This is a genomic window from Pseudomonas sp. MWU13-2105 (assembly GCF_023242315.1).
Lineage (GTDB): Bacteria > Pseudomonadota > Gammaproteobacteria > Pseudomonadales > Pseudomonadaceae > Aquipseudomonas.
The window spans coordinates 220,532-242,271 of the sequence record NZ_JALLIY010000010.1; the positions used below are offsets into that span (position 1 = coordinate 220,532).

20 protein-coding genes and 1 pseudogene are annotated in these 21,740 nt (G+C 61.5%); 9 read left to right on the forward strand and 12 right to left on the reverse strand.

Annotated features, from left to right (window positions below):
• Nucleotides 1-9: 9 nt before the first annotated feature.
• The 6 genes from glgA to M5B96_RS16680 form a co-directional block, all read right to left on the reverse strand.
• Nucleotides 10-1,575: a glycogen synthase GlgA gene (gene glgA / locus M5B96_RS16655; RefSeq protein WP_248797830.1), complete on the reverse strand. Its 1,566-nt coding sequence runs from the start codon at nucleotides 1,573-1,575 to the stop codon at nucleotides 10-12.
• Between the two features lie 334 nt (nucleotides 1,576-1,909).
• Nucleotides 1,910-2,719, reverse strand: a complete 810-nt coding sequence (locus tag M5B96_RS16660; protein WP_248797831.1) for a hypothetical protein — start codon at nucleotides 2,717-2,719, stop codon at nucleotides 1,910-1,912.
• Between the two features lie 111 nt (nucleotides 2,720-2,830).
• A complete protein-coding gene (locus tag M5B96_RS16665; protein ID WP_248797832.1) occupies nucleotides 2,831-3,784 on the reverse strand; it encodes a D-2-hydroxyacid dehydrogenase family protein in 954 nt (317 codons plus the stop codon).
• A 14-nt stretch (nucleotides 3,785-3,798) separates the two neighbouring features.
• Complete coding sequence (locus M5B96_RS16670; protein WP_248797833.1) at nucleotides 3,799-4,818, reverse strand: alpha/beta fold hydrolase; 1,020 nt, start codon at nucleotides 4,816-4,818, stop codon at nucleotides 3,799-3,801.
• A 75-nt stretch (nucleotides 4,819-4,893) separates the two neighbouring features.
• Nucleotides 4,894-5,358, reverse strand: coding sequence for an SRPBCC family protein (locus M5B96_RS16675; RefSeq protein WP_248797834.1), 465 nt, complete (start codon nucleotides 5,356-5,358; stop codon nucleotides 4,894-4,896).
• Nucleotides 5,359-5,505: 147 nt separating this feature from the next.
• Nucleotides 5,506-7,500 (reverse strand): methyl-accepting chemotaxis protein, encoded by a 1,995-nt coding sequence (locus M5B96_RS16680; protein WP_248797835.1) that lies wholly within the window; start codon nucleotides 7,498-7,500, stop codon nucleotides 5,506-5,508.
• 345 nt (nucleotides 7,501-7,845) lie between these two features.
• On the opposite strand from M5B96_RS16680, the gene M5B96_RS16685 reads away from it, so the two are divergent.
• Both M5B96_RS16685 and M5B96_RS16690 read left to right on the forward strand, forming a co-directional pair.
• Nucleotides 7,846-8,370, forward strand: coding sequence for a hypothetical protein (locus tag M5B96_RS16685; protein ID WP_248797836.1), 525 nt, complete (start codon nucleotides 7,846-7,848; stop codon nucleotides 8,368-8,370).
• Nucleotides 8,371-8,601: 231 nt separating this feature from the next.
• A pseudogene (locus tag M5B96_RS16690) lies at nucleotides 8,602-8,826 on the forward strand (ShlA/HecA/FhaA protein); the annotation flags it as partial.
• A 708-nt stretch (nucleotides 8,827-9,534) separates the two neighbouring features.
• On the opposite strand, the gene M5B96_RS16695 reads toward M5B96_RS16690, so the two are convergent.
• A complete protein-coding gene (locus M5B96_RS16695) occupies nucleotides 9,535-9,744 on the reverse strand; it encodes a hypothetical protein (RefSeq protein WP_248797889.1) in 210 nt (69 codons plus the stop codon).
• Between M5B96_RS16695 and M5B96_RS16700 the strand changes: the two genes are divergently transcribed.
• From M5B96_RS16700 to leuD, 7 genes are all read left to right on the forward strand, one after another.
• Nucleotides 9,698-10,381, forward strand: coding sequence for a CsgG/HfaB family protein (locus M5B96_RS16700; protein WP_248797838.1), 684 nt, complete (start codon nucleotides 9,698-9,700; stop codon nucleotides 10,379-10,381). The genes M5B96_RS16695 and M5B96_RS16700 overlap by 47 nt on opposite strands.
• Nucleotides 10,382-10,417: 36 nt before the next feature.
• Nucleotides 10,418-10,789, forward strand: coding sequence for a DUF4810 domain-containing protein (locus M5B96_RS16705; protein WP_100939274.1), 372 nt, complete (start codon nucleotides 10,418-10,420; stop codon nucleotides 10,787-10,789).
• Nucleotides 10,786-11,445 carry a DUF799 domain-containing protein gene (locus M5B96_RS16710; protein ID WP_248797839.1) on the forward strand — a complete coding sequence of 220 codons (660 nt, stop codon included), beginning with the start codon at nucleotides 10,786-10,788 and terminating at the stop codon, nucleotides 11,443-11,445. The genes M5B96_RS16705 and M5B96_RS16710 overlap by 4 nt, the downstream gene beginning before the upstream one ends.
• A 128-nt stretch (nucleotides 11,446-11,573) precedes the next feature.
• Nucleotides 11,574-12,041 carry an RDD family protein gene (locus M5B96_RS16715; RefSeq protein ID WP_248797840.1) on the forward strand — a complete coding sequence of 156 codons (468 nt, stop codon included), beginning with the start codon at nucleotides 11,574-11,576 and terminating at the stop codon, nucleotides 12,039-12,041.
• 300 nt (nucleotides 12,042-12,341) lie between these two features.
• Entirely contained in the window at nucleotides 12,342-12,842 is a 501-nt protein-coding gene (locus M5B96_RS16720) for a hypothetical protein (protein ID WP_248797841.1), read from the forward strand.
• A 200-nt stretch (nucleotides 12,843-13,042) separates the two neighbouring features.
• Nucleotides 13,043-14,464, forward strand: a complete 1,422-nt coding sequence (leuC, locus tag M5B96_RS16725) for a 3-isopropylmalate dehydratase large subunit (protein WP_248797842.1) — start codon at nucleotides 13,043-13,045, stop codon at nucleotides 14,462-14,464.
• Nucleotides 14,461-15,075 (forward strand): 3-isopropylmalate dehydratase small subunit, encoded by a 615-nt coding sequence (gene leuD / locus M5B96_RS16730; protein ID WP_248797843.1) that lies wholly within the window; start codon nucleotides 14,461-14,463, stop codon nucleotides 15,073-15,075. Before leuC ends, leuD begins: the two co-directional genes overlap by 4 nt.
• A 267-nt stretch (nucleotides 15,076-15,342) precedes the next feature.
• Here the strand turns inward: leuD and ttdR are convergent, their stop codons facing one another.
• The 5 genes from ttdR to M5B96_RS16755 all read right to left on the reverse strand — a co-directional run bounded on the left by ttdR (nucleotide 15,343) and on the right by M5B96_RS16755 (nucleotide 21,527).
• On the reverse strand, nucleotides 15,343-16,257 hold the full coding sequence (gene ttdR, locus M5B96_RS16735; RefSeq protein WP_248797844.1) for an L-tartrate utilization transcriptional activator TtdR: 915 nt from the start codon (nucleotides 16,255-16,257) through the stop codon (nucleotides 15,343-15,345).
• Between the two features lie 189 nt (nucleotides 16,258-16,446).
• Nucleotides 16,447-17,760 (reverse strand): dicarboxylate/amino acid:cation symporter, encoded by a 1,314-nt coding sequence (locus tag M5B96_RS16740; RefSeq protein ID WP_248797845.1) that lies wholly within the window; start codon nucleotides 17,758-17,760, stop codon nucleotides 16,447-16,449.
• Between the two features lie 113 nt (nucleotides 17,761-17,873).
• Entirely contained in the window at nucleotides 17,874-18,749 is an 876-nt protein-coding gene (locus tag M5B96_RS16745) for an alpha/beta fold hydrolase (RefSeq protein ID WP_248797846.1), read from the reverse strand.
• 199 nt (nucleotides 18,750-18,948) lie between these two features.
• Nucleotides 18,949-19,890 (reverse strand): DUF3829 domain-containing protein, encoded by a 942-nt coding sequence (locus M5B96_RS16750; RefSeq protein WP_103494765.1) that lies wholly within the window; start codon nucleotides 19,888-19,890, stop codon nucleotides 18,949-18,951.
• A complete protein-coding gene (locus M5B96_RS16755; RefSeq protein ID WP_248797847.1) occupies nucleotides 19,890-21,527 on the reverse strand; it encodes a J domain-containing protein in 1,638 nt (545 codons plus the stop codon). The genes M5B96_RS16750 and M5B96_RS16755 overlap by 1 nt, the downstream gene beginning before the upstream one ends.
• Between the last annotated feature and the right edge of the window lie 213 nt (nucleotides 21,528-21,740).

Below are 21,740 nucleotides of genomic sequence, written 5' to 3' on the forward strand. Positions count from 1 at the left end.
AAGACCCCCTCAGTGCTGGCCCGACCTGCTCCGGGACTTGGCGACCAGGTTCTGGTACAGCTCGGCATAGGGCTCCACCGCCTTGCACCAGTTGAAGGGGGCGGCCATGGCGCGGCAACGCATGGCGTTGAGCAGTGGCGGGTAGGCGAAGACCTTGAAGGCCCGGCGCAGCGCCTCGGCATAGCTGTCCACGGTGGACTCGTCGAAGAGAAAACCGGTGACGCCGTTCTCGATGGTGTCGGCCAGCCCGCCAGTGTTGCGCGCCACCGGCAACGAGCCGAAGCGCTGGGCATACATCTGGCTCAGGCCACAGGGTTCATAGCGCGAGGGCATCAGCAGGAAATCGCTGCCGGCGAACATGCGCCGGGCATCGGTTTCGTTGAAACCGATACGCACCCCGATCCGCCCCGGAAAACGCAGGGCCAACTGGCGCATGGCCTGTTCTTCTTCCGGTTCGCCACGACCGATGATCGCAATCTGGCCGCCGGCGTCGACGATCATTTCGCTGACCGCCTCGGTCAGGTCCAGGCCCTTCTGGTAGACCAGCCGCGAGACCACCGCAAACAGTGGTCCGGTTGATGGATCGAGGCCGAACAGGTTCCGCACATGGGCAGCGTTGACCGCCTTGCCGTCCCAGTCGCCCGGGCTGAAGGGGTGGACCAAGTGGCTGTCGGTGGCCGCATCCCAGCTTTCGTCGATACCGTTGGGAATGCCACTGAGCAGGCCCTGGTGGGTCTTGCTGGCAAGGAATCCGTCCAGGCCACAGCCGAATTGCGGCGTGGTGATTTCCTGGGCGTAGGTGGCGCTCACCGTGGTGATATGGCTGGAATAGGCCATGCCGGCCTTGAGGAACGACAGCTTGCCGTAGAACTCCATGCCTTCCTGTTGCAGGGCGTGGGGGGGGATCCCCAGCTCCGGGCAGCAGGCGAGGCTGACCACGCCCTGATAGGCGAGGTTGTGAATGGTGAACAGGGTCGCGGTGCGCTGGCCGCGCCAGTGCATATAGGCCGGGGCCAGGCCGGCCGGCCAGTCGTGGGCGTGGACCAGGTCCGGGGTCCAGTGGATCTGTGCCAGGTTGGCGGCGATATCGGCCGCCGCCAGGCCCAGGCGGGCGAAGCGGATATGGTTGTCCGGCCAGTCGCGGCCGTTGTTGGCGCCGTAGGGGGTGCCATCGCGCTCATACAGCTCGGGGCAGATCAGCACATAGATCACCAGGCCGTCGGGCAGGTCCATGCGCCCGATCTTGCAGGGTGGCAACGCGGCGTGGCCCCCCAGCTCGCCGATGATATGAATCGGGTTGTCACTGTTCATCACCTGCGGATAACCGGGAATCAGCACCCGCACATCGTGCAGGTGATGCATGGCCCGGGGCAGCGCGGCGGAGACGTCGCCGAGGCCGCCGGTCTTGACCAGGTCGGCGAACTCGGAGGTGACGAACAGCACCTTTTTCTTGTTGGAATTGACAGCGGCTGCCGTCAACACAGGTTTTCCTCCCGCCAAGGGGGCTGACACGGGGACCGCTTCGCTGGCCTGATTCAAATGCTCTCCCTGAGTTTCCAACGCAGCGCTGATCATGTGTCTCTCCCGTCTTATTTGATCTGGTTCATCCTTTCTTTCATACAGCGTGCCCAAACCGCTTCCTTTGGTCGGACACACTGGTTCCGGGCGACTGGGCGAAGAATGCTCGTCGCACGGAGGCAAGAAAGGAGTGGGAATGCCTCTGCTCGCAACACCCGAAATAGAGGCCCTACCTTTAACCTGACCGACCGCTGGTTCAGAAGTTTCGATTTTTTTTCGCGGAAATGACTGAGCGGTCAGCAGGCCCGAAAGTCAGTGTAGGAGAGATGTCGCCGCCGTGGAGGGCGTTGTTTAGACGAATGTTAGGAAAGTACGGTGCATTTGATCTATGTCACAGCGGATCCTGGACGACCGTCCCGGATCCGCTGCACGCAGCTGGCGCGGGTTCGAAGCCAAGATGCTCGAAAATGGTGCGTTGGTGGCTGGGGAGCAACTGGTGGTACGCCCAGATATAGAGCCCGCCGATCCGCTGCCGTGTCACCTGGTCGAGGAATAGTTGCAGATTGTGATCGCTCAGGCCACGGCTGGTCAGCGCCAGGATCAACTGCGCGGGCAATGCACCATGGGCGAGAGTGCGCTCCAGAGACTGTCCCACATAACGCTCGATTTCGGCATCGGTCCACATCCGGCTGGCGTAGCAGTAGTGCACGATCTGGTCGCAATGCCCGGACCGGACCACTTGCCGCACCTTGTCGTTCAGGGCCATGCCGGTGCCACTGGCGGGTGTGTTGTAGGTGTAGCCCGAGATAAAACCGAAGCGGGTCTGTTTGTGCCGCTGCTTGAGGCGCTGCATGGTGGCGATGACATTCGGGATGTTCATCTGGCACTCGTCGTCGAAGTCGACGCCGTCCCAGTCGTTGTCGAGGGTGGCTTTGACGATGGCGTCGATCTCATCCTGGTCGGCTGGCTTGGCCTTCGGCGAGCAGAGGCCGCCGCCGTAGGTCCAGAGCACTTTGCCGGTGTAGCCGTGCGGACGTGGCGCCGGCGAAGTGGCGGGGCTCCAGCCGGGCGTGCCGGCGGTGCCGGTGGTCAGGCCGTCGAGGTTGGTCACCATGCCGTACATCATCTGGGTGAAGTGCGGCATGGGTTCGCGAGTGAGGGTCTGGCTCCAGCCGCCGAGTTCGAAGGTGGGTCGGGTCATGCGCGTTCTCCTGGGGGGCCGTCGGAGGTGACGGCACTTCAGGAGCGAGTAAACGAAGCCACGGGGCTGGTGTGGAGCTACTTATTTATTGCAGCGGTCCGCCGACTGTGTTTAACCCAGCAGGCGGATCGGCTGTCCGGCCGCCCAGGCCTGGATGTCTTCGATCATCTGGCTGTAGAACAGCCGGTAGTTGTTCTGGCTGACGTAGCCGACATGGGGGGTGGCCAGGACATTGTCCAGGGTGCGGAACGGATGGTCGGCGGGCAACGGTTCCTGTTCGAAGACGTCCAGGGCCGCACCGGCCAGCCGGCCTTGCTCAAGCGCCGCGATCAGTGCCTGTTCGTCGACGATCGGCCCGCGCGCGGTGTTGATCAGGTAGGCCGAGGGCTTCATCCAGCCCAGTGCCTGGGCATCCACCAGGCCACGGGAGCGCTCGCTGAGCACCAGGTGAACCGAGAGCAGGTCGGCCTGTTTGAACAGCTCGGCCTTGCTGACGTACTCGACCCCGGATTCGGCGGCACGTTCGGCGCTGAGGTTCTCGCTCCAGGCGATGACCCGCATGCCGAATGCCTTGGCGTAGCCGGCGATACGCTGGCCGATGCTGCCCAGGCCGAGAATGCCCAGGGTCTTGCCGTACAGGTCGCCGCCCAGGCCTTGCTGCCAGTGTCCGGCGCGCAGGGAGTTGGCTTCCTTGAGCAGATTGCGGTTGGCGGCCATGATCAGTGCCCAGGTCAGCTCCGGTGCTGCCTGTTTATAGCTGTCGGTGCCGCAGACCTGGATGCCGAGGGCGTTGGCGGCCTTGATATCGAGGGCGGCATTGCGCATGCCGCCGGTCACCAGCAGCTTCAGGCGCGGCAACTGGCGCAGCAGGGCCTCGTTGAACGGGCTGCGCTCGCGCATCACGCAGATCACCTCGAAAGCGCCCAGGCGTTCGGCCATGGTCGCGGTATCGGCCGGGTAGTCGTGGAGAAAACTGACCTGGCCCACGGCGTTCAAGGCACTCCAGTCCACTGCCTCGGCGGCCACGCCTTGCCAGTCATCGATTACCGCGATCTGTAGGGGCATTTACTCTTTCCTCGTTATTGTTTGCTGGCCAGCCAGTCGAGCAGGGCCTGGTGGAAACGCGCCGGTTCTTCCATCTGTGGTGCATGGCCGAGGCCGGGGAACTCTACCAGGGTCGAGCGCGGGATCAGTTTCGCCACCTGTTTGCCAAGCACGTCGTAGTGCCCGAGGCGCGCCTTGACCTCGGGCGGCGCGATATCGCTGCCGATGGCCGTGGTGTCGGCGCTGCCGATCAGCAACAGGGTGGGCATCTTCAGGTCCTTGAACTCGTAATAGACCGGCTGGGTGAAGATCATGTCGTAGATCAGCGCCGAGTTCCAGGCGACCGCGACGTGGCCGGGACCTTTGTTCAGGCCGGCGAGCATGTCGACCCAGCGGTCGAACCCGGGTTTCCAGCGCCCGGCGTAGTAGGTGCTGCGTTCGTAATTGCGGATGCCCTCGGCGTTGAGTTTCAGCTCGCGCTCGTTCCATTGGTCGACGCTGCGATAGGGCACGCCCAGGGCTTTCCAGTCTTCCAGGCCGATGGGGTTGACCAGCGCCAGGCGTTCGACCTGTTGCGGGTAGAGCAGGGCATAGCGGGTGGCGAGCATGCCGCCGGTGGAATGGCCCAGCACCAGGGTTTTCTCGATGCCGAGTTTTTCTAGCAGGGCGTGGGTGTTACTCGCCAGTTGCTGGAAGCTGTACTGGTAGTTGTCGGGTTTGCTGGAGGTGCAGAAACCGATCTGGTCCGCGGCGATCACCCGGTAGCCGGCGGCGCTCAGGGCCTTGATCGACGAGTCCCAGGTGGCGGCGCAGAAGTTCTTGCCGTGCATCAGCACGATGTTCTGGCCGTTCGCCTTGCCGCTGGGCGGGACGTCCATGTAGCCCATTTGCAGGGCCTGGCCCTGGGATTGGAAGGCGAAATGCTGCAGCGGATAAGGGTATTCGAAGCCTTGCAGTTCCGGGCCGTAGGCCGGGCCTTCGGCCGCATGGGACAGGACCGGGAGGGACGCGGCCAGGAACAGGCCGCCGAGCATGAGCGCGCGGGCATTCGACATACAGGATCTCCAGAGGAATCCGAGCGATGCTGGTGACCGGCGATTAACCCTGGATTAACGATGTGCCCGCGGGCATCAGGCGGTGGAGCGCTGCGGGGTTTCCAGCAGGTGCTTGAGGTTGTCCATCGCCCGGGTCGAGAGCTCGATCATGCGGGCGTGCAAACCGCTCAGGTTCAGTTCGGTGATGTACTGCAGGGTGCGGACAAACCGGGTGCCATGGCCATCACGCAACAGACTGTAGTGAATGCAGCCATCGACCACCGGGGAGGTGAATGCCATCTTGAACTCGCTCGGCGCATCGGCGATGACCACCCGATAGTCCATCTCGATCCGCAAACCCAGCAGGTCGATGACTTCGGTGAAACGGTGATCCTTGGGCAGCGGGCCACGGATGCCGGTCTCGGCGCTGACGGAAGTGGGGTGCCATTCGTGCCAGCGATCCGGCTGGGTCACGTAGGCGTAGACCGTCTCGATCGCGGCTTCTATATAGACTTCGTTACTGAGCGTCTTGGCAAAAGGCTGGAAAGAGGGGTGGTCCATGGCTCTGCTCCGACAGCAATCCTTGTTAAACGGCGGAAACAGTAATGAGCATAGGTGATACAAAATATTTCGTGGTCTGCAGGAGCAACACAAGGCCAACACAAGACCGGCGGTCGTGCCCCCCTCCGAGGCACGACCGACAGCGGTCTACCTGACTTTGAAACGGCCCATCAACGCGCTGACCCGGTTGTTGGCGTCCAGCAGGCTGCGGGTGTTGGCATCGGTGGCATGGCCGCTCTGGACCAGTTCATCGACCATATGACGGATCTGCACCATGCTGCGGTTGATCTCTTCGGTCACCGAACTCTGCTGTTCGGCGGCCGTGGCGATCTGGCTGCTCAGGCTGTTGATATGGCTGACGGAGCCGGCCATCTCATCGAGCCCGGCGTTGACCCGCGCGGTTGCATCGGCCGCGGACTGACAGCTGGCCTGGGTATTTTCCATGGCGGCGACCGATGAACTGACGCCTTGGGTCAGGCGTGTGAGCATCTCGTTGATTTCCGAGGTGCTGGCCTGGGTCCGGGCGGCGAGGGCGCGGACCTCGTCGGCCACCACCGCGAAACCCCGACCCTGCTCGCCGGCGCGGGCGGCTTCGATGGCCGCGTTCAGGGCCAGCAGGTTGGTTTGTCCGGCAATGGCGCCGATCACCCCGAGAATCTCAGTGATGCGCTGGGCATCCTGCTGCATGCTCTCGACCTTGTGGGTGGCGCTGGAGACTTCGTCGATCAGCGCCACCACACTGCTGGAGGCCTCGCCCACCACCACCCGTGAACGGTCGGCGTGTTCGTTGGCGCGCTGGGTGAAGGCGGCGGTTTCGGCGGCGTTCTCCGCCACGGTGTCGGCGGTGGCGCTCATCTCGGTGATGGCGGTGACCGTCTGTTCGGTTTCCGAGGCGTGACGGGTGAGGATCTGGTTGGTATGGGCCGAGGTCTGCTGCAGCTTGTCCAGGCTTGCGGCCATATCGCCGGTGGCCTGGGTGACTTCGCCGATCATGTTCTGCAGGTAGACGATAAAGCGGTTCACCGAGTGGCCGATGGCCCCCAGTTCATCTTCGGCGCGGATGGTGATGCGCCGGGTCAGGTCGGCATCACCGGTGGACAACGCGTCGATATTGGTCTTGAGCGCGCGCATGCGGTTGACCAGCTTGCTGATGGCATAGACCTGCAACAGCACCAGCAGCACGATCATCGGGATCTGCAGCAGCGCCAGGGTATTGAGCACGTCATCGCGCTGGGCGGTGATCAGTTGGGTCGGCAGGGCCGTGGCGAGGTACCAGGGGGTGCCTTCGATGGAGCGCATGAAGAAAGTGCTGGCCACGCCGTCGTTGTTGAACTCCACGCGATGGGACGCGGCGTCACGGTTTTGCAGGGCGGTCTTGACCTGCGCGGCGAAGGCCGAGCCGCCAGCCAGGTCGTTGATGTTCTTGAGCACCACCGGGCTGTTGATATGGGTGCTGTTGCTGATGATCTTGCCGTCGGCTTCGACGATCAGCATTTCACCGCCGATGTCCTTTTCCTTGCGCGCCACCAGGTCGTTGAAGAAACCCAGGGTCACGTCGATGGTCGAGACGCCATACGGCACGCCGTCGCGCTGGATGGCCATGGCGCAGTTGGTGCGCGGCTCCTGGCTGGCGTCATCCTTGTAGGCTGCCGCCCAGGCGCACTGGCCGCGCGGGGTGGCCATGCCGCCCTTGTACCAGGGTTGTTCGTAATAGTTGGGCGCTTCGGCGCTGTTCCAGAAGGTATTGACCTTCAATTGGCCGTTGCCATCGCGGTGCCAGAACGTGCTGTGCTTGTTCCGTCCCGGTGTGCGCTGGCCGGGCAGGGGCCAGATACCGCCGCCGAAGACCTTCAACTCGCCGTATTGATCCACCAGGCCGGGCAGGACCTTGTCGATGGTGTCGCTGTCGAGCAGGGGAATGGTCTGGGTGATGCTGCGTTGCTGGGCCTGGACCTTGTTCAACTCGCCTTTGATCTGCTCGGCCACTTCGGCCACGCGATTGAGTACGACCTGTTCTTCGGTCTGGCGCAACGTGGGGGCGACCAACTGGCTGATCCCGACCACGGTCAGGACGAACAACAGCAGGACGAACAGGACCAGAAACAGCGTGTAGCGGGCTTGGATCGTACGGAACATGGGCATGGGACCTGTCCTTGCAAAGCAGCTTTTTATTATTCGGTCGCCTGATCGAGTCAGGGTTTCGTTCGGTTATCGGCTTGGGCTGGAGGAGCTTTAGGTACGATCGTACAAGAAGGCGCTGGAAATTCCGCGGTGACGTGCTGAGGGGGGACATTCAGAAAGTGATGGAGGAAATGTAATGTTTCGTGTGTTAATTGTAAGTAGTTTGAAATAATACGCTACATGGTCGATCGGACCAGTTCCTTCAACTTGCACCCCGAGCCCATCGAAGAGGTTTTCCATGATTGTCTTTCCAGGAGGTCAGCAACTGCGCGGTAGTTCCCGCTCTTTCGACGGGGGAGCCCTGTCATGAGCATGGGAACGGTAGGGGCCTGGGCCAGCGCGGCCGGCTTGCGGATTTTTGTACCGGATGGCGCGCCGGCCGATCGCGCCAAGGCCGTGAACGCCAAGGCCCAGCAAGTCCTCAGGGATCTCGGCAAGGACCCGTTGGCGCTCGACACCGGGAAGATGTCCAAGGACAAGCTGCGGAGCAACTTCAAGGGTTTTGATCCTTCGTCGGTGAGCCCGGATCAATTGGGCAAGATCAGCAGCTTCCTCAAGGAGCGCGGCCTGATCAGCCCATTCACCGCCAGCCTGATGCTCAACGCCGGCGAGCAGTTCGACAAGTTCGGCGTGCAAAAGAAACCGACCGAAAAGTTCAATGCCCTGGAGTACTTTGCGACCCAGATCAGCACGATCCAGGACCGCAGTTTGAACGGTAGCCAGTTCTCCAACTACATGGTGCCCGAGTACAAGCGTGCCATTAACGTGCTACAGAACCTGCAGCAGTTCGGCAGTACCGGCGCGAGCATGTCGATCAATACCCGGGCCTGATCTGGCCTGTTGCGAGGGCGGCGGCGCTGACCGGCGTCGCCACCCTTGGCCTGCGTGATGCCTTTCTCCCGGGCACCTGGAAGGTTCTTCCAGGGTGTTTGTGTCTGCATTGAAATAAATTGGTACATTTTACTGACGCCATTAAATGGCCGCCCTATGATCGCGGCCGATTGATGGCATAGCGCCATCTAAAGGGCGCCTCGTCGCCTTCGCTGCCTCGAGATTCCCGACATGGACGTTCGTCAGTTTGCCTTCCTGGCTCGGCAGCCTTCTGCTGCCCTGAAAAACCGTGAGCACTTCCTTGGCCTGCCCAAGCGTGGGCTGGCGAACGCGATGTTCTGGCAGCCGTTGCTGGCCCAGGCGGACGGCATTGCGGTCAGCGGCGGCGGTACCACGCTGGGGCAGGTGGGCAATGGCGTGCCGATCGTCAATATTGCCGCGCCGAATGCCCAAGGATCTGCTCAATACTGGCCTGGTCGAAGCGGGCAATCGCCTGGACGCATTGGCGAGTAACAATATCGTCAACAAGTCGGGCGGGATGATTGCCGGACGCGATGTGGGTGTGACGGCCGTCACTGGCGATGTGCTCAACCAGCGTGATGTCACCGGCATCAATCAAACTGCGGGCTTTGTCAGCACGCACCGCGAATTGGAAACTAGGGAACCGGCGCACCCTAAGGTGCCCTGCGCACGACCACCATAAAGTGCAGGCGATAAAAAAGCGCCAGTCTCAAGGATGGCGCTGTGCGCCGTAGTTTCGCGGGCGACTAAACCCGATCACTGATGAGCAGTGACAAGGAGGAGACTAGCCAGCGGAATAGGCAGGCGCAAGCGAGTTGGATTTTCTAGGAAATTTCACTCAAGGGAAAGAGAGTTATCTTGGTTGGATAACCCGATCGCAGCCTCACTTACCTCTCCACATAAAAAGCTTGCGGAATATATCGTCGATATTCGGCGCAGAGGGCCTTGCGGCTTGTGCGCTTGGCCCGTATTCAGCCTTCCGATTTCTTGACGCGTTATTGTCACCACCTTATGATGCGGCCATTAAATTGATATCAAATGTTTCAAGGAATGAACATGTGTGTTTTCACCCTCGGGATGAGGTCCCCCGCGGCCATGCCGTGCCGTTACCCGAGTCTCTTCGTTTCTTCGAAATCTCCCCGTTCAAAACCCTGGAGCGCTTTCCGCAGCCTCCGGCGATAACCCCTTGACGATCACAGGTCCGGCTTTGCCCACGGTGAAGGCCGTTGCCTTGCTGTTCGCCTGAAATTTTTGTCCGCCCGTTTCCCAATATCCCCAGGTCCGATTTTCCCCAGGAGTGTGCTGCATGAAAAAAATCTCGCAGGTCGTCATTTTCGGGATGGCAGCGATCACGCTGACCTCCATCGGTGGTTGTGCCACCGAGAGTTCCCGAGCCTTGCCGGTGCAGCAAGTGGAAACCGCCAACCAGGTCTACACCGGTGCGCGCACCCCGATTGCGGTCGGCAAGTTCGATAACCGTTCCAGCTATATGCGCGGGATCTTTTCCGATGGTGTCGACCGTCTCGGCGGCCAGGCCAAGACCATCCTGATCACCCATTTGCAGCAGACCAACCGTTTCAGCGTGCTGGACCGCGACAACCTGGCGGAGATCCAGCAGGAAGCGAACATCAAGTCTCAGTCGCAGAAACTCAAGGGCGCGGATTTTGTGGTCACCGGCGACGTCACCGAGTTCGGCCGCAAGGAAACCGGCGATCGCCAGTTGTTCGGCATTCTCGGGCGCGGCAAGACCCAGGTGGCCTACGCCAAGGTCGCCCTGAATATCGTCAATATCGTCACCTCGGAAGTGGTGTATTCCAGCCAGGGCGCCGGTGAGTACGCGCTGTCCAACCGCGAAGTCATCGGTTTCGGCGGGACTGCCAGCTACGACTCGACCCTCAATGGCAAGGTCCTGGACCTGGCCATGCGTGAAGCCGTGAACAAGATGGTTCAGGCGATCGACAGCGGCGCCTGGAAACCGGGCCGGCCATAAGTATTTCTACAACAAAAACAGGGAGCTTCACGCGTCATGGGTAAAAAGTTCGGTTTGCTAGGTTACATCGTGGCAATAGCAGCAGGCGGCGCCTTGTTGGCGGGCTGCGCTCCGCAGGTCAAGACGCTGTATCAGTGGGAAGGCTATCAGCCTCAGGTTTACCAGTACTTCAACGGTGAGGCCAAGGAGGCGCAAGTCGAGGCCCTGGAAGCCGACTTGCAGAAGATCAAGGCCACCAATCGAGCCGCGCCACCGGGTTATCACGCCCACCTGGGCATGCTCTACGGCAGCCTTGGCAAGGACGACCAGATGGTGCAGCAGTTCCAGACCGAGAAAGCGTTGTTCCCAGAATCGACGGCTTACATGGACTTTTTGTTGAGCAACGCCAAGAAGGGGATCAAGCAATGAATTCGCGTTTTCTGAATGCACTGGCCGCCCTGTTGCTGGTGAGTCTGCTGGGTGGTTGCGCAGCCCCCAAGACCGTGGATTATTCGGCCTACAAGCAGGCCCGCCCAAGGACGATCCTGGTATTGCCACCCCTGAACGAATCACCGGATATCAAGGCCACCTACAGCCTGTTGTCCCAGGTGACATTCCCGTTGGCGGAAGCCGGTTATTACGTCATGCCGGTGGCGCTGGTGGATGAAACTTTCCAGCAGAACGGCCTGAACACGCCAACCGACATCCACAACACTTCGCCGGCAAAGCTGAAGGAAATTTTCGGCGCGGATGCGGCCTTGTACATCACGGTGACCCAGTACGGTACGCAGTACCGGGTGATCAGCAGCGCGACCATCGTGACGGCCAGTGCCAGGCTGGTGGACCTCAAGACCGGTACCGCACTTTGGACTGGTAGTGCCACGGCTTCCAGCGAGGAAGGGAATAACAACAGTGGTGGCGGTCTGGTCGGCGCGCTGATCACCGCGGCGGTCAAGCAGATTATCAACAGTGCCAACGACGTGAGCCATCCCATTGCAGGGATCACCAGTCAGCGACTGTTGTCCGCCGGGCATCCGGCAGGCCTGTTGTATGGCCCGCGCTCGCCGAAGTACGGGACGGACTGAGGTCGAAAGTAAAAGGGGGGGATCAGCATCCGCTCCCTTTTTATAATGTTTTTATCCTCCGTAATTCGCTTCGCGCCAGGATTTATAGCCGGGGGCAGAGCCATGAATTTGAACCAAGGAAACCTGCGATGGGTATTTCGGATACTAATGTTCCAACATCTTTCTATGATCTTGCCAGTCCTTGGAAGAGATTGTTTGCTTACATGATTGACCTGTTTATTGTTTTTCTACTTATCGTGGTGAAACGTGTATTGGGTCTTTTCTTTTTCCCCCATGACAGCTTTGTGGGGGGGATATGTTATTGGACGGGAAATGCCCTGCAAATTGCAGCCTTTGCTTATTTTTTGTTCGGTGATGCGTTGCCGAACGGGCAGACGGTGGGCAAGCGACTGATGGGTATTTCGGCTGTCGGCTTTCCGGTTAATACCCCGTGCTCGCTGTTCCAGTCGTTCTTGCGCAACGTGCCGAAGGCGCTATTCAGCGTGCTGGATGCGGTTTTCGTGTTTTTTGGCTTCCGACGGCGTCTCGGCGACATGCTTGCCATGACCATGGTGATCAACGCCAGACAGACATCTCCGGCTGAAAACGTTAACTGAGAATGAAGGGTGGATAGGGGCGGAGCCAGCATCATCGCCGGTAAGCCGGGCTCCTACAGGTCCGCCCCAGCCCTTACCGCCCGCCCACCGGCACCCATTGTCCATCCCAGGCCAACCCACAATTCCAATACATCTTTTCGATGGGCGTTCTGTAACAAAGATTGTATATTTGTACATTAGTGTTACATGACCAGAATGATTTCTTATTTTCACCTTTGACAGGACACTGCATATGCTCGCCTTGAAAGGACCTCAGCAGCACGGTGACACCACCCGCGGCCGTATGGCCGGAGGTCGGGCATGAGCACCGGTTCGGTAACCGCCTGGGCCACGGCGCTCAGTTCTCGCGTGTTTGAGCGCAAGACTGCCGATGCGCAGAAAGCCAACATGCAGGAAATCAAGAACAAGCAGGTGCTCAACAACATCCCGCGGGACCCGACCGCCCTCGACACCACGCAGATGCAGAAGGACAAGCTGCAGTCGCAGTTCCAGGGCTTCGACCCGAAATCGGTCACCCCGGACCAGTTGACCAAGTACAGCAATATCCTCAAGGAACACGGCCTGATCAGCACGACCACCGCCGGCCTGCTGGCCACTGCCGGGACGAAAAACAAGCCCGGCGAAAAATTCAACGCGCTGGACTATTTCGCCACCCAGATCAGCACGCTGCAAAGCGGCAGCTCGAGTGACCAGTTCTCCAACCATATGATCCCGGAATACAAGAAGGCGATTAACGTGCTGCTGAACCTGCAGCAGTTCGCCAGTTCCGGCGCCAGCATGTCGATCGATACCAAGGTCTGAATCCCTTGTCGCATTGACGGCCGTCTGCATCGGCCAGGCGCTTGCGCAACGCAAGCGCCGATCAAACACGATCCATGTTCCCAGCCATCACCCTCCCGCCATTGATGCGCCGTCCTCGCTGCCTATGATGGCTGTGACGTCTGTCGGCCTGCCGCCGTGATCCGACAGCCTCGCGTACTTTCATTCCTGCGAGCGCCACCATGACTCAAACAAGAACCCTCTACGACAAGCACATCGATTCCCATACGGTGTGTCGCCTCGATGACCAGGGCCATGTCCTGCTGTATATCGACCGTCAGGTCATCAACGAATACACCAGCCCGCAAGCCTTCAGCGGCCTGCGCGAAGCCAAGCGCGGAGTCTGGCGCGCGGCAACCGCGCTGGCCGTGGTCGACCATGTGAACCCCACCGCGCCCAAGCGCGTCGCCGCCATGCCGGACGCCGGCGGTGCGCGGCAGGTGTCATACCTGGCCGAGAACTGTGCCGACTTCGCTATCGAACTGTTCGATGTGCTCGACAAACGCCAGGGCATCGAGCATGTGATCGCCCCGGAGCAGGGTTTTATCCTGCCGGGGATGGTGGTCGCCGCCGGTGACAGCCACACCACCACCTATGGCGCCCTGGGAGCGTTCGGCTTCGGTATTGGCACCTCGGAGATCGAACATTTGCTGGCGTCGCAGACGCTGGTCTACAAACGCCTGAAGACGATGCGGGTAACGGTTAGCGGTGAGCTGGCGCCGGGGCTGACATCCAAGGACGTGATCATGGCGCTGATCGGCAAGATCGGCGCTTCCGGGGCCACCGGTTATGCCATCGAATTCCGCGGCTCGACCATTGATGCCCTGAGCGTCGAGGCGCGCATGACCATCTGCAATATGGCGGTGGAGGCGGGTGCGCGCGGGGCCTTTATGGCGCCGGACGAGAAAGTCTTCGCTTACCTCAAGGACAAACCCCGGGCGCCCAAGGGCGAGCTGTGGGAACAGGCCGTGGCCCGTTGGCGGGAATTGCACACGGATGCGGGCGCGCGGTTCGACCGTGAAGTCGAACTGGATGCCGGCGCGCTGGAACCCATGGTCACCTGGGGCACCAGCCCGGACCAGGCCGCGCCCATCGGGGCGAAGGTGCCGGACCCGCAAGATATCAGCGACCTGATCCTGCGCCAGGACATGCGCCGCGCCCTGAATTACATGGGGTTGGAAGCCGGCATGCCGCTGAATGAGATCGTCATCAGCCATGCCTTTATCGGTTCCTGCACCAATGCACGAATCGAGGACCTGCGTGACGCGGCCCGTGTGGTGCGTGGTCAACACGTGGCCAAGCATGTGCGGGCGATGATCGTGCCGGGCTCGACCCAGGTGCGTGATCAGGCCGAGGCCGAAGGTTTGGCGGCGGTGTTTATCGACGCCGGTTTCGAGTGGCGGCAATCGGGTTGCTCGATGTGCCTGGCGATGAACGATGACGTGCTGGAGCCAGGCGACCGCTGCGCCTCCAGCACCAACCGCAATTTCGAAGGGCGCCAGGGCGCCGGGGCGCGCACACATCTGATGAGTCCGGCGATGGTGGCCGCCGCCGCCATTGCCGGACACCTGACCGATATTCGCCATCTGGAGCCAAGGCCATGAGCATGCAGCCATTTTCCCACGTCACCGGCAAGGCCGCGCCGATGCTGGCGGCCAATATCGACACTGACGTGATCATGCCCAAGCAGTTCCTCAAGGGGATCGATCGCAACGGGTTGGACCGTGGTTTGTTCTTCGACCTGCGGGTGTTGCCGTCGGGTGAACCCAATCCTGGATTCGTGCTGAATCAGCCGGCCTGGAACGGCGCCAGCTTCATGGTGGTGGGGCCGAACTTCGGTTGCGGCTCCAGCCGTGAGCATGCGGTGTGGGGACTGAAACAGATGGGGATCCGGGCGCTGATCGGCAGCAGTTTCGCCGGGATCTTCTACGATAACTGCCAGCGCAACGGGGTGTTGTTGATCACCCTGGATGAGGCGACGGCGCAGCGCCTGGGGCAGGTGGTGAGCCAGCCGCGGAGTGCCGAGATCAGTATTGACCTTGAGAGTCAGCAGATCCGTTTGCAGGATGGCAGTGTGATCGAGTTCCAGATCGATACGTTGCGCAAGACGGCGTTGATGCAGGGCTTGGATGCCATTGGCAGCACTTTGCAGCGCAGTGAGGAGATCAGGGCGTTCGAGCGGGCGCATTTGCAGGCCAATCCCTGGTTGAGCTGAAACCTGGGCCGGCTCGTCGATTAGGAGGAGACCACCGACTCATTGTGGCGAGCGGGCTTGCCCGCGCTGGGGCGCGAAGCGGCCCTAAAACCTGCAACCGCGCTGTATCAGATAGAACGCGGTCACAGGTTTTGCGACTGCTTCGCAGCCGAGCGCGGGCAAGCCCGCTCGCCACAGTCCGCGTTCGACTTCAAATTGCCTTAATTGAACGGCATTAGGGGTTGTCCGCTCTCCACATGGGGTTGATGTGGTGAGTCCTGAAGGCGGTTAGATCGACAGCTGTCGAAAATGCTCCTGCAAGAACTCTACACACACCCGCAGTTTCCCCGAGTACGCCAGCCGTGTCGGGTACACCGCCCAGACATTCGCGCTCTGGGTGTAGTCGTGCAGCACCCGCACCAGTCGGCCCTGTTCCAGCAGCGGTTTGACGTCCCATAACGAGCGCAGCAGGATGCCGCGTCCATCCAATGCCCATTGCAGGACAATCTCACCGCTATTGGACGACAACGGCCCGCGCACGCGCACGCTGTCCTGGCTGCCGTCGCGCTCCAGATTCCAGATACCGAAGGCGTTGTCACGCTCCTTGAGCACCAGGCAATCGTGTTGCTCCAGGTCGCTCAACTGCTGCGGTGTGCCACGTCGTTCCAGGTAGGCCGGTGCCGCACAGAGGACCCGGCGATTGCTCACCAGGCGTCGACCGATGTGCTGGCCGGGGATATCGTCGCCTACCCGGATCTCCAGGTCGAAACCCTCGCTGACGATGTCCACCACGCGGTCGAACAGGTCCAGGCGGATCTCCAGGTCCGGATAACGCTCGGCCAGCAGCGACAGCGCCGGGGCTACATGGTTGCGTCCGAAACCGAAGCTGCTGCACAGGTGCAGGCGGCCGCTGGGGTTGTCGTGGGCTTCGGACAGTTCGTCGTTGAGTTGCTGGAAGTCCTCGAGGATACGCACCGCCCAGCGTTGTACCCGCTCGCCGTCCTCGGTCAGGGCGATACGTCGGCTGGTGCGATGCAGCAGGCGGGTGGCAAGGGTGCTTTCGAGAATCTGGATACGTTTGCTGACGTAGGCGGGCGACAGTCCCAGTTCATCGGCGGCGGCGGCGAAGCCGGCCTTGCGGATGACGGTGAGGAATACGCGCAGGTCTTCGGGCAGGGGCACGGTGTCTTTCTTTGGGTTCATGGACAAAGCAACGAACGCTGGCGGCAGGAGCCGCCAGAATAGCATTGGATGGCCCGGGCGGAAGGCGCGCGCGCCGGCGGGATCTCGAGAACGACGCACAACCTGCAGGCACTGGCTTGCCAGCGATGGCGTCCTTGAAATCAATGCGCGACTCAAGGGCCTCATCGCCGGCAAGCCGGCTCCTACGGGCTATTGGGTGACCTTGGCAGCATCCGCGGCCGCCTGGGCTTCGAGGGTCTTGCGTCCACGCTTGAGGGCAATCGGCGCCATCTTGCTGCGATCCAGTTCGCCTTCCCACGCCGCCACCACCAGCGATGCCACGGCGTTGCCGATGATATTGGTCAGGGAACGGCACTCGGCCATGAACCGGTCCACCCCGAGGATCAGCACCATCGCCGCCACCGGCACGGTCGGCACCACCGCCAGGCTCGCGGCCAGGGCGACAAACCCCGCACCGACCACCGCACCGGCACCCTTGGAGGTGAGCATGGTCACCGCCAGCAAGGTCAGTTGCTGCTCCAGGGTCAGGTCGATATTGGTCGCCTGAGCCAGGAACAGCACCGCCAGGGTCATGTAGATATTGGTGCCGTCGAGGTTGAAGGTGTAGCCGGTGGGCACCACGATGCCCACCACGCCCTTGGAACAACCCAGGCTTTCCAGTTTCTGGATAAGCTGCGGCAGGGCCGACTCCGACGAACTGGTGCCGAGCACGATCAGCAGTTCCGACTTGATGTAGCCCAGCAGGCGGAAGATGCTGAAACCGGCATAACGAGCGATGCTGCCCAGTACGCAGGTGATGAAGATAAAGGCGGTCAGGTAGAAGGTGCCGACCAGCTTCATCAGCGGCAGCAGCGAGCCCAGGCCGTACTTGCCGATGGTGAAGGCCATCGCGCCGAACGCGCCGATCGGTGCCACCCGGGCAATCATGCCGACGATGCGGAAGAACACTTCGCTGGCCTGGTGGATCACGCCGACCAGCGGACGGGCTTTTTCACCGACCATCACCAGCGCCAGGCCGAACAGGATCGAGACGAACAGCACCGGCAGGATCTCGCCCTGGGAGAAGGCGTCGAAGAAGGTGCTGGGGATCACATGCAGCAGGAAGCCGGTGATGCCTTCGCCATGCTGGGCCTGGCCGACAAAGTTGGCGATGGCCGAGGTGTCGAGGGTTTTCACGTCGACGTTGAAACCCGAGCCGGGATGCAGGACGTGGGCGGCCACGAGGCCGATCGCCAGGGCGAAGGTGGAGACGATTTCGAAGTACAGCAATGCCTTGCCGCCGACCCGCCCGACCTGTTTCACGTCGTGCATGCTGGTGATGCCCGAGACCACGGTACAGAAGATGATCGGGCCGATGATCATCTTGATCAGTTTGATGAAACCGTCGCCCAAGGGCTTGAGGTCGATGCCGGTCTGCGGCCAGTGGTTGCCGATCAGCACCCCCAGCACGATGGCGATGACCACCTGGATATACAGGGTTCCCAGCAGTTTGCGGATTGTCATTGTTATTATCTCGTAACGGTTTTTTGGGGGGATAGGGGGCAAGCCGATCCCGTCCTGGGCCATTGGCGGCGGCCCAGGGGGAGGGGGGAATCAGGTCCTTTGAGTCAGGCTGTTCAGCGCAGGAAGGTGAGGACTTCGCCGAGCAGCTGTTCCGGGATTTCTTCGGCCAGGTAATGCCCGCCGGGCAGTGCCTTGCCGCGCACATCGGTAGCGACCTGCTGCCATTCGTGCAGTGGATCGAAGCAGCGGCCCACAGTACCTTCGGCGCCCCAGAGCGCCAGCAGCGGCATGTTCAGCTTGCGCCCGGCCTCGATGTCGGCACGGTCGTGTTCCAGGTCGACGCTGGCGCTGGCGCGGTAGTCTTCGCAGATGCCCCGTGCGCTGCCGGGCAGGCTGATGCAGCGCAGGTATTCGCTGAAGGCTTCGCCGGTAAAGGGCTTGAGGCCGGCACTGCGGCTGCCCATCACGCTGCGCAGGTATTGTTCCGGGTTGGCTTCGATCAGGGTTTCCGGCAGCGGTGCCGGACGGATCAGGAAGAACCAATGCCAGTAGGCGCGGGCAAAGGCTTCGTCGGTCTGGGTGTACATCGACAGGGTCGGGGCGATATCCAGCAACACCATGCGTTGTACCACCTGGGGATGGTCGAGGGCCAGGCGATGGGCAACGCGGGCGCCGCGGTCGTGGGCCAGGACCGAGAACCCGCTGAAACCCAGGGAGTCCATCAGGGCCACGCCGTCGCGACCCATCTCGCGCTTGGAGTAGTTGAGATGCTGTTCGTCGGCTGCTGGCCGGGCGCTGTCACCATAGCCGCGCAGGTCGGCGGCGACCACGGTGAAGTGCTTGGCCAGCTCGCCTGCGATCTTGTGCCAGATGACATGCGTCTGCGGGTGGCCGTGCAGCAGGAGCAGGCCCGGTCCGCTGCCGCCGATGCGGTAGGCAATGTCCACACCGTTGACGTGGCGCTGGTCTTTCTGGAATCCGGCGAACATGGAGTGACTCCTTATGATTGTTGCGTACATCCTAAGACCCACAGCGCACGGGGCAAGGCGCAAAGCGTGGTGCACTTGTTCATGAAGTGTGTTGTGGACGCAAGCAGGTGTTCGTCAGCGCCGAACTGTTTGCCCGGAGCGCCGACGAAACGTTGAAGCTGGTCGCCACCGGCAATGCGATCCTGTTGCCGGTAAAGGGCTAGAAGTCGATGTCTGCCTGTTTGTTGTAGAGGGCCAGCAGGACATCATAACGGTGCGTCACGTTCCAGAAGTCGTCGCTCAGCACGTGCGGTTCGGCGTGGTTGCGCCAGTCCGTCGCCAGTTGCTCCAGGGCGGTCTGGTAACGTTGCGCGGGCTCTTCCAGCAGGGACCACAGATCCTGAACGGGGCCTTTGCGGTGAGTGGCGGGGTGGCTGTCGCGATAGGTCTCGCCCGCTTGTCTGGCTTGGAGCAGGGCTTCGGATATAGCGGCCAGCAGAGGCAGGTCCAGCTTCTGGCGATTGGCAGCCTCGGTTAATTGGTCCGCAGTTTCCCGTGCTCGGATCATATAGTTCAACAAGTACCAGTGCAGGTCACGGCCTTGGCTCTGTTCCAACAGCTCCAACTGCTTGGGGCGCAATGTGAGCTCGAGGGATTCAAGTTCGCGGCGCATTGCTTCGGAGGCCGATAGAAACGCTTCGATCCTGTAGGCGTAGTCCTTGTCGTGCCGCGTGAGTGCCAGTGTGGCGTCTGGCGAGGAATCGCGTTGCAGCCCCTGATAACGTTCTAGCATGGCCCTGAATGTTGACGTGTAGTGACCGACGATCGGCCCGATCTGCCGAGTGCCTTCGACAATCCCAGACTTGAAAACGATGTCCGGTTTGCAGAAGTCTCGCAGTATCGCGTCGGGGTCATAACGTTGTATGTAAGGGAAGTCATCGCGTTGCTTGCTGGGCGGGGCTGCCCGGTCGAGCCGCCAGGGCACATCGGCCAGGTTGACGCACCGGATCAATGGCCGCAGCGCATTGGCTTCGGCCACTTCCTGGCTGCTGTGACGGTCGAGCCAGAGACCGAAGAGGCTCTGTTGCTGCTCGGTACCGATCAGCATATAGATGGCGCAAATGAGCAGCACGCCGAAGGTCATAAACCAACGCTGGTCCATCAGTGGGCCTCCTTGCCGTACCACTGTTCTTGTGTCGCTGGCGGGTGGCAGCTTTCGACAGTTGCCGGCATTCGGCTGCACAAGCGTTCGGGCCAAGGCTGCAGGCCATGGTTACGACCGGCGACGGTCAGGCTGTGAGCGGCATACAGTGCCAGCGTGCCCAACGTGACACTCAGCATCAGACCCCAGGCCAGCCACCAGGACGTCGGGTAGGTCGATGCTTTCTTTTGCTTTGCGCGGCTTTTCGCTGGACGGTCGAGCCAGGCCATCCCCAGCATTGCACCACCGTAGGCAAGAAGCGGAACGATGCCGAGCCAGGCACCGATGACGCCTGCTACCACCCAGCAGGGCAGCAGCTCACGCAGTACCAGTGGCGTAGGCCGGCGCGGGCTGAGTCCTGCCGACAGATGCTCGCTCAGGCGTTGGTCAAGCGTCCAGAGGGTGTCGGCCATACCAGGCCAGAACAACAACAGAATGCCGTTCAGCCCGCACAGCAGCAGCGACCAGAGCGCAATGGCGCTGGCGGTTTCGTTCAGCCCGTTGCCCGGCAGCAGATGGCGCTGCACCGCCGCCACGCCGCAGGCCAGCATCACGGCGGCGAAGCCGAGCCAACCGGTGCCAGGGGACTCCCATTCGCGCCAGAAAAAGGCATCGGCGCCGGGCAGCAGGCTTTGCAGTCGTGGATGGCTGGCCTGTATCGATCGGGCCAGCTGATGGCAGGCCTGCCAGTCTTCTTTATGGAAGCGGCGAGAGAAGTCGCGGCGTTGGGCCAGTGTCATATCGGCAAACAACAGCTGCGCTACCCGATTGTCGGGGGTGTCCGGTGGCAGGCCGAGACGGTGTTGCTGGTTGGACAGGAAAGTTTCGCTGCGGCTGCGCTCCAGCAGGTGTGTCCAATAGGGCTCCGGGAAGTTTCGCGTAAGGCTGCCGCTGTTCCAGTGATTGAGCTGGCAGACGGTATTGAACAGCTTGGCCGACCAGAACGGGCTTTCCAGCAGCAACTTCGCCAGCAGCTCGTTGAGGCGCGCTCGCCGCTCCAGGCTCTTGAGCCAACCGAGCTGCTCCAGGTTGGAGTATTCGCGCCAGAATCCTTCGACATCCCCGCGCCCGAGCAGGCCCGCCAGGGGCTCTTCCAGGCTCTTGAACAGACGCTGATCGAGTTCGAGCAATGCTTGTTTCGGCAAGTCGGCGCGTTGCCAGGGGCTCAGCCACTGGAAATGTTCCAGCCCCCAGTGGGCGAGGGCCTGGAAGTCCTGCCCGGGCTCCAGGCAGCGCAGCAGCAGTTGTTCCTCGAACTCGCGCTGAGAGTAATAGAGGGTCGCCCGGGCAAAACGCTCGTCGAGCAAGGCCGGGGTGATGCCTTCGAGCAATTCGCTGGCAACCCGTTGTGCGGCGGTGGGGCCAGAGGGGAGGATAGGCAGGCCGGTTTCGGTAGAACGTAGGACCGCTTCGACGACAGGCGCCGGCTCCCACGCCTGCGGGTTCCAGTCGAGGGCCTGCTCGTAGGCTTCGCGTAGCCGCTGGAAGCCCTCCGGGTCGTCGTCCGGGCGGGTCTGTTTGAGCAGGGTCGCGTATTGGCGTTTGATGCTGCGGGTATCGGCGTCCGCTGGCAGCCCGAGAATTTCCCAGCAACTCATCGAGCGGACACCGAGCCTGGTCTCGACTCAGGAAAGTTGCCGCTGTGCGACGCTGTTACCACGACCATATCGAATAAAACTCCCTGAAAATGCGACTCCGTACTGGCGACGAATCATAACAACGCCGAGTCTATCGACGCTACGGCGGGTTTTATGAAGGGATCACGCTGGCTTTTTGCTCGGTGCTGCCTAAGATGGCCGTCAAAAGGATCA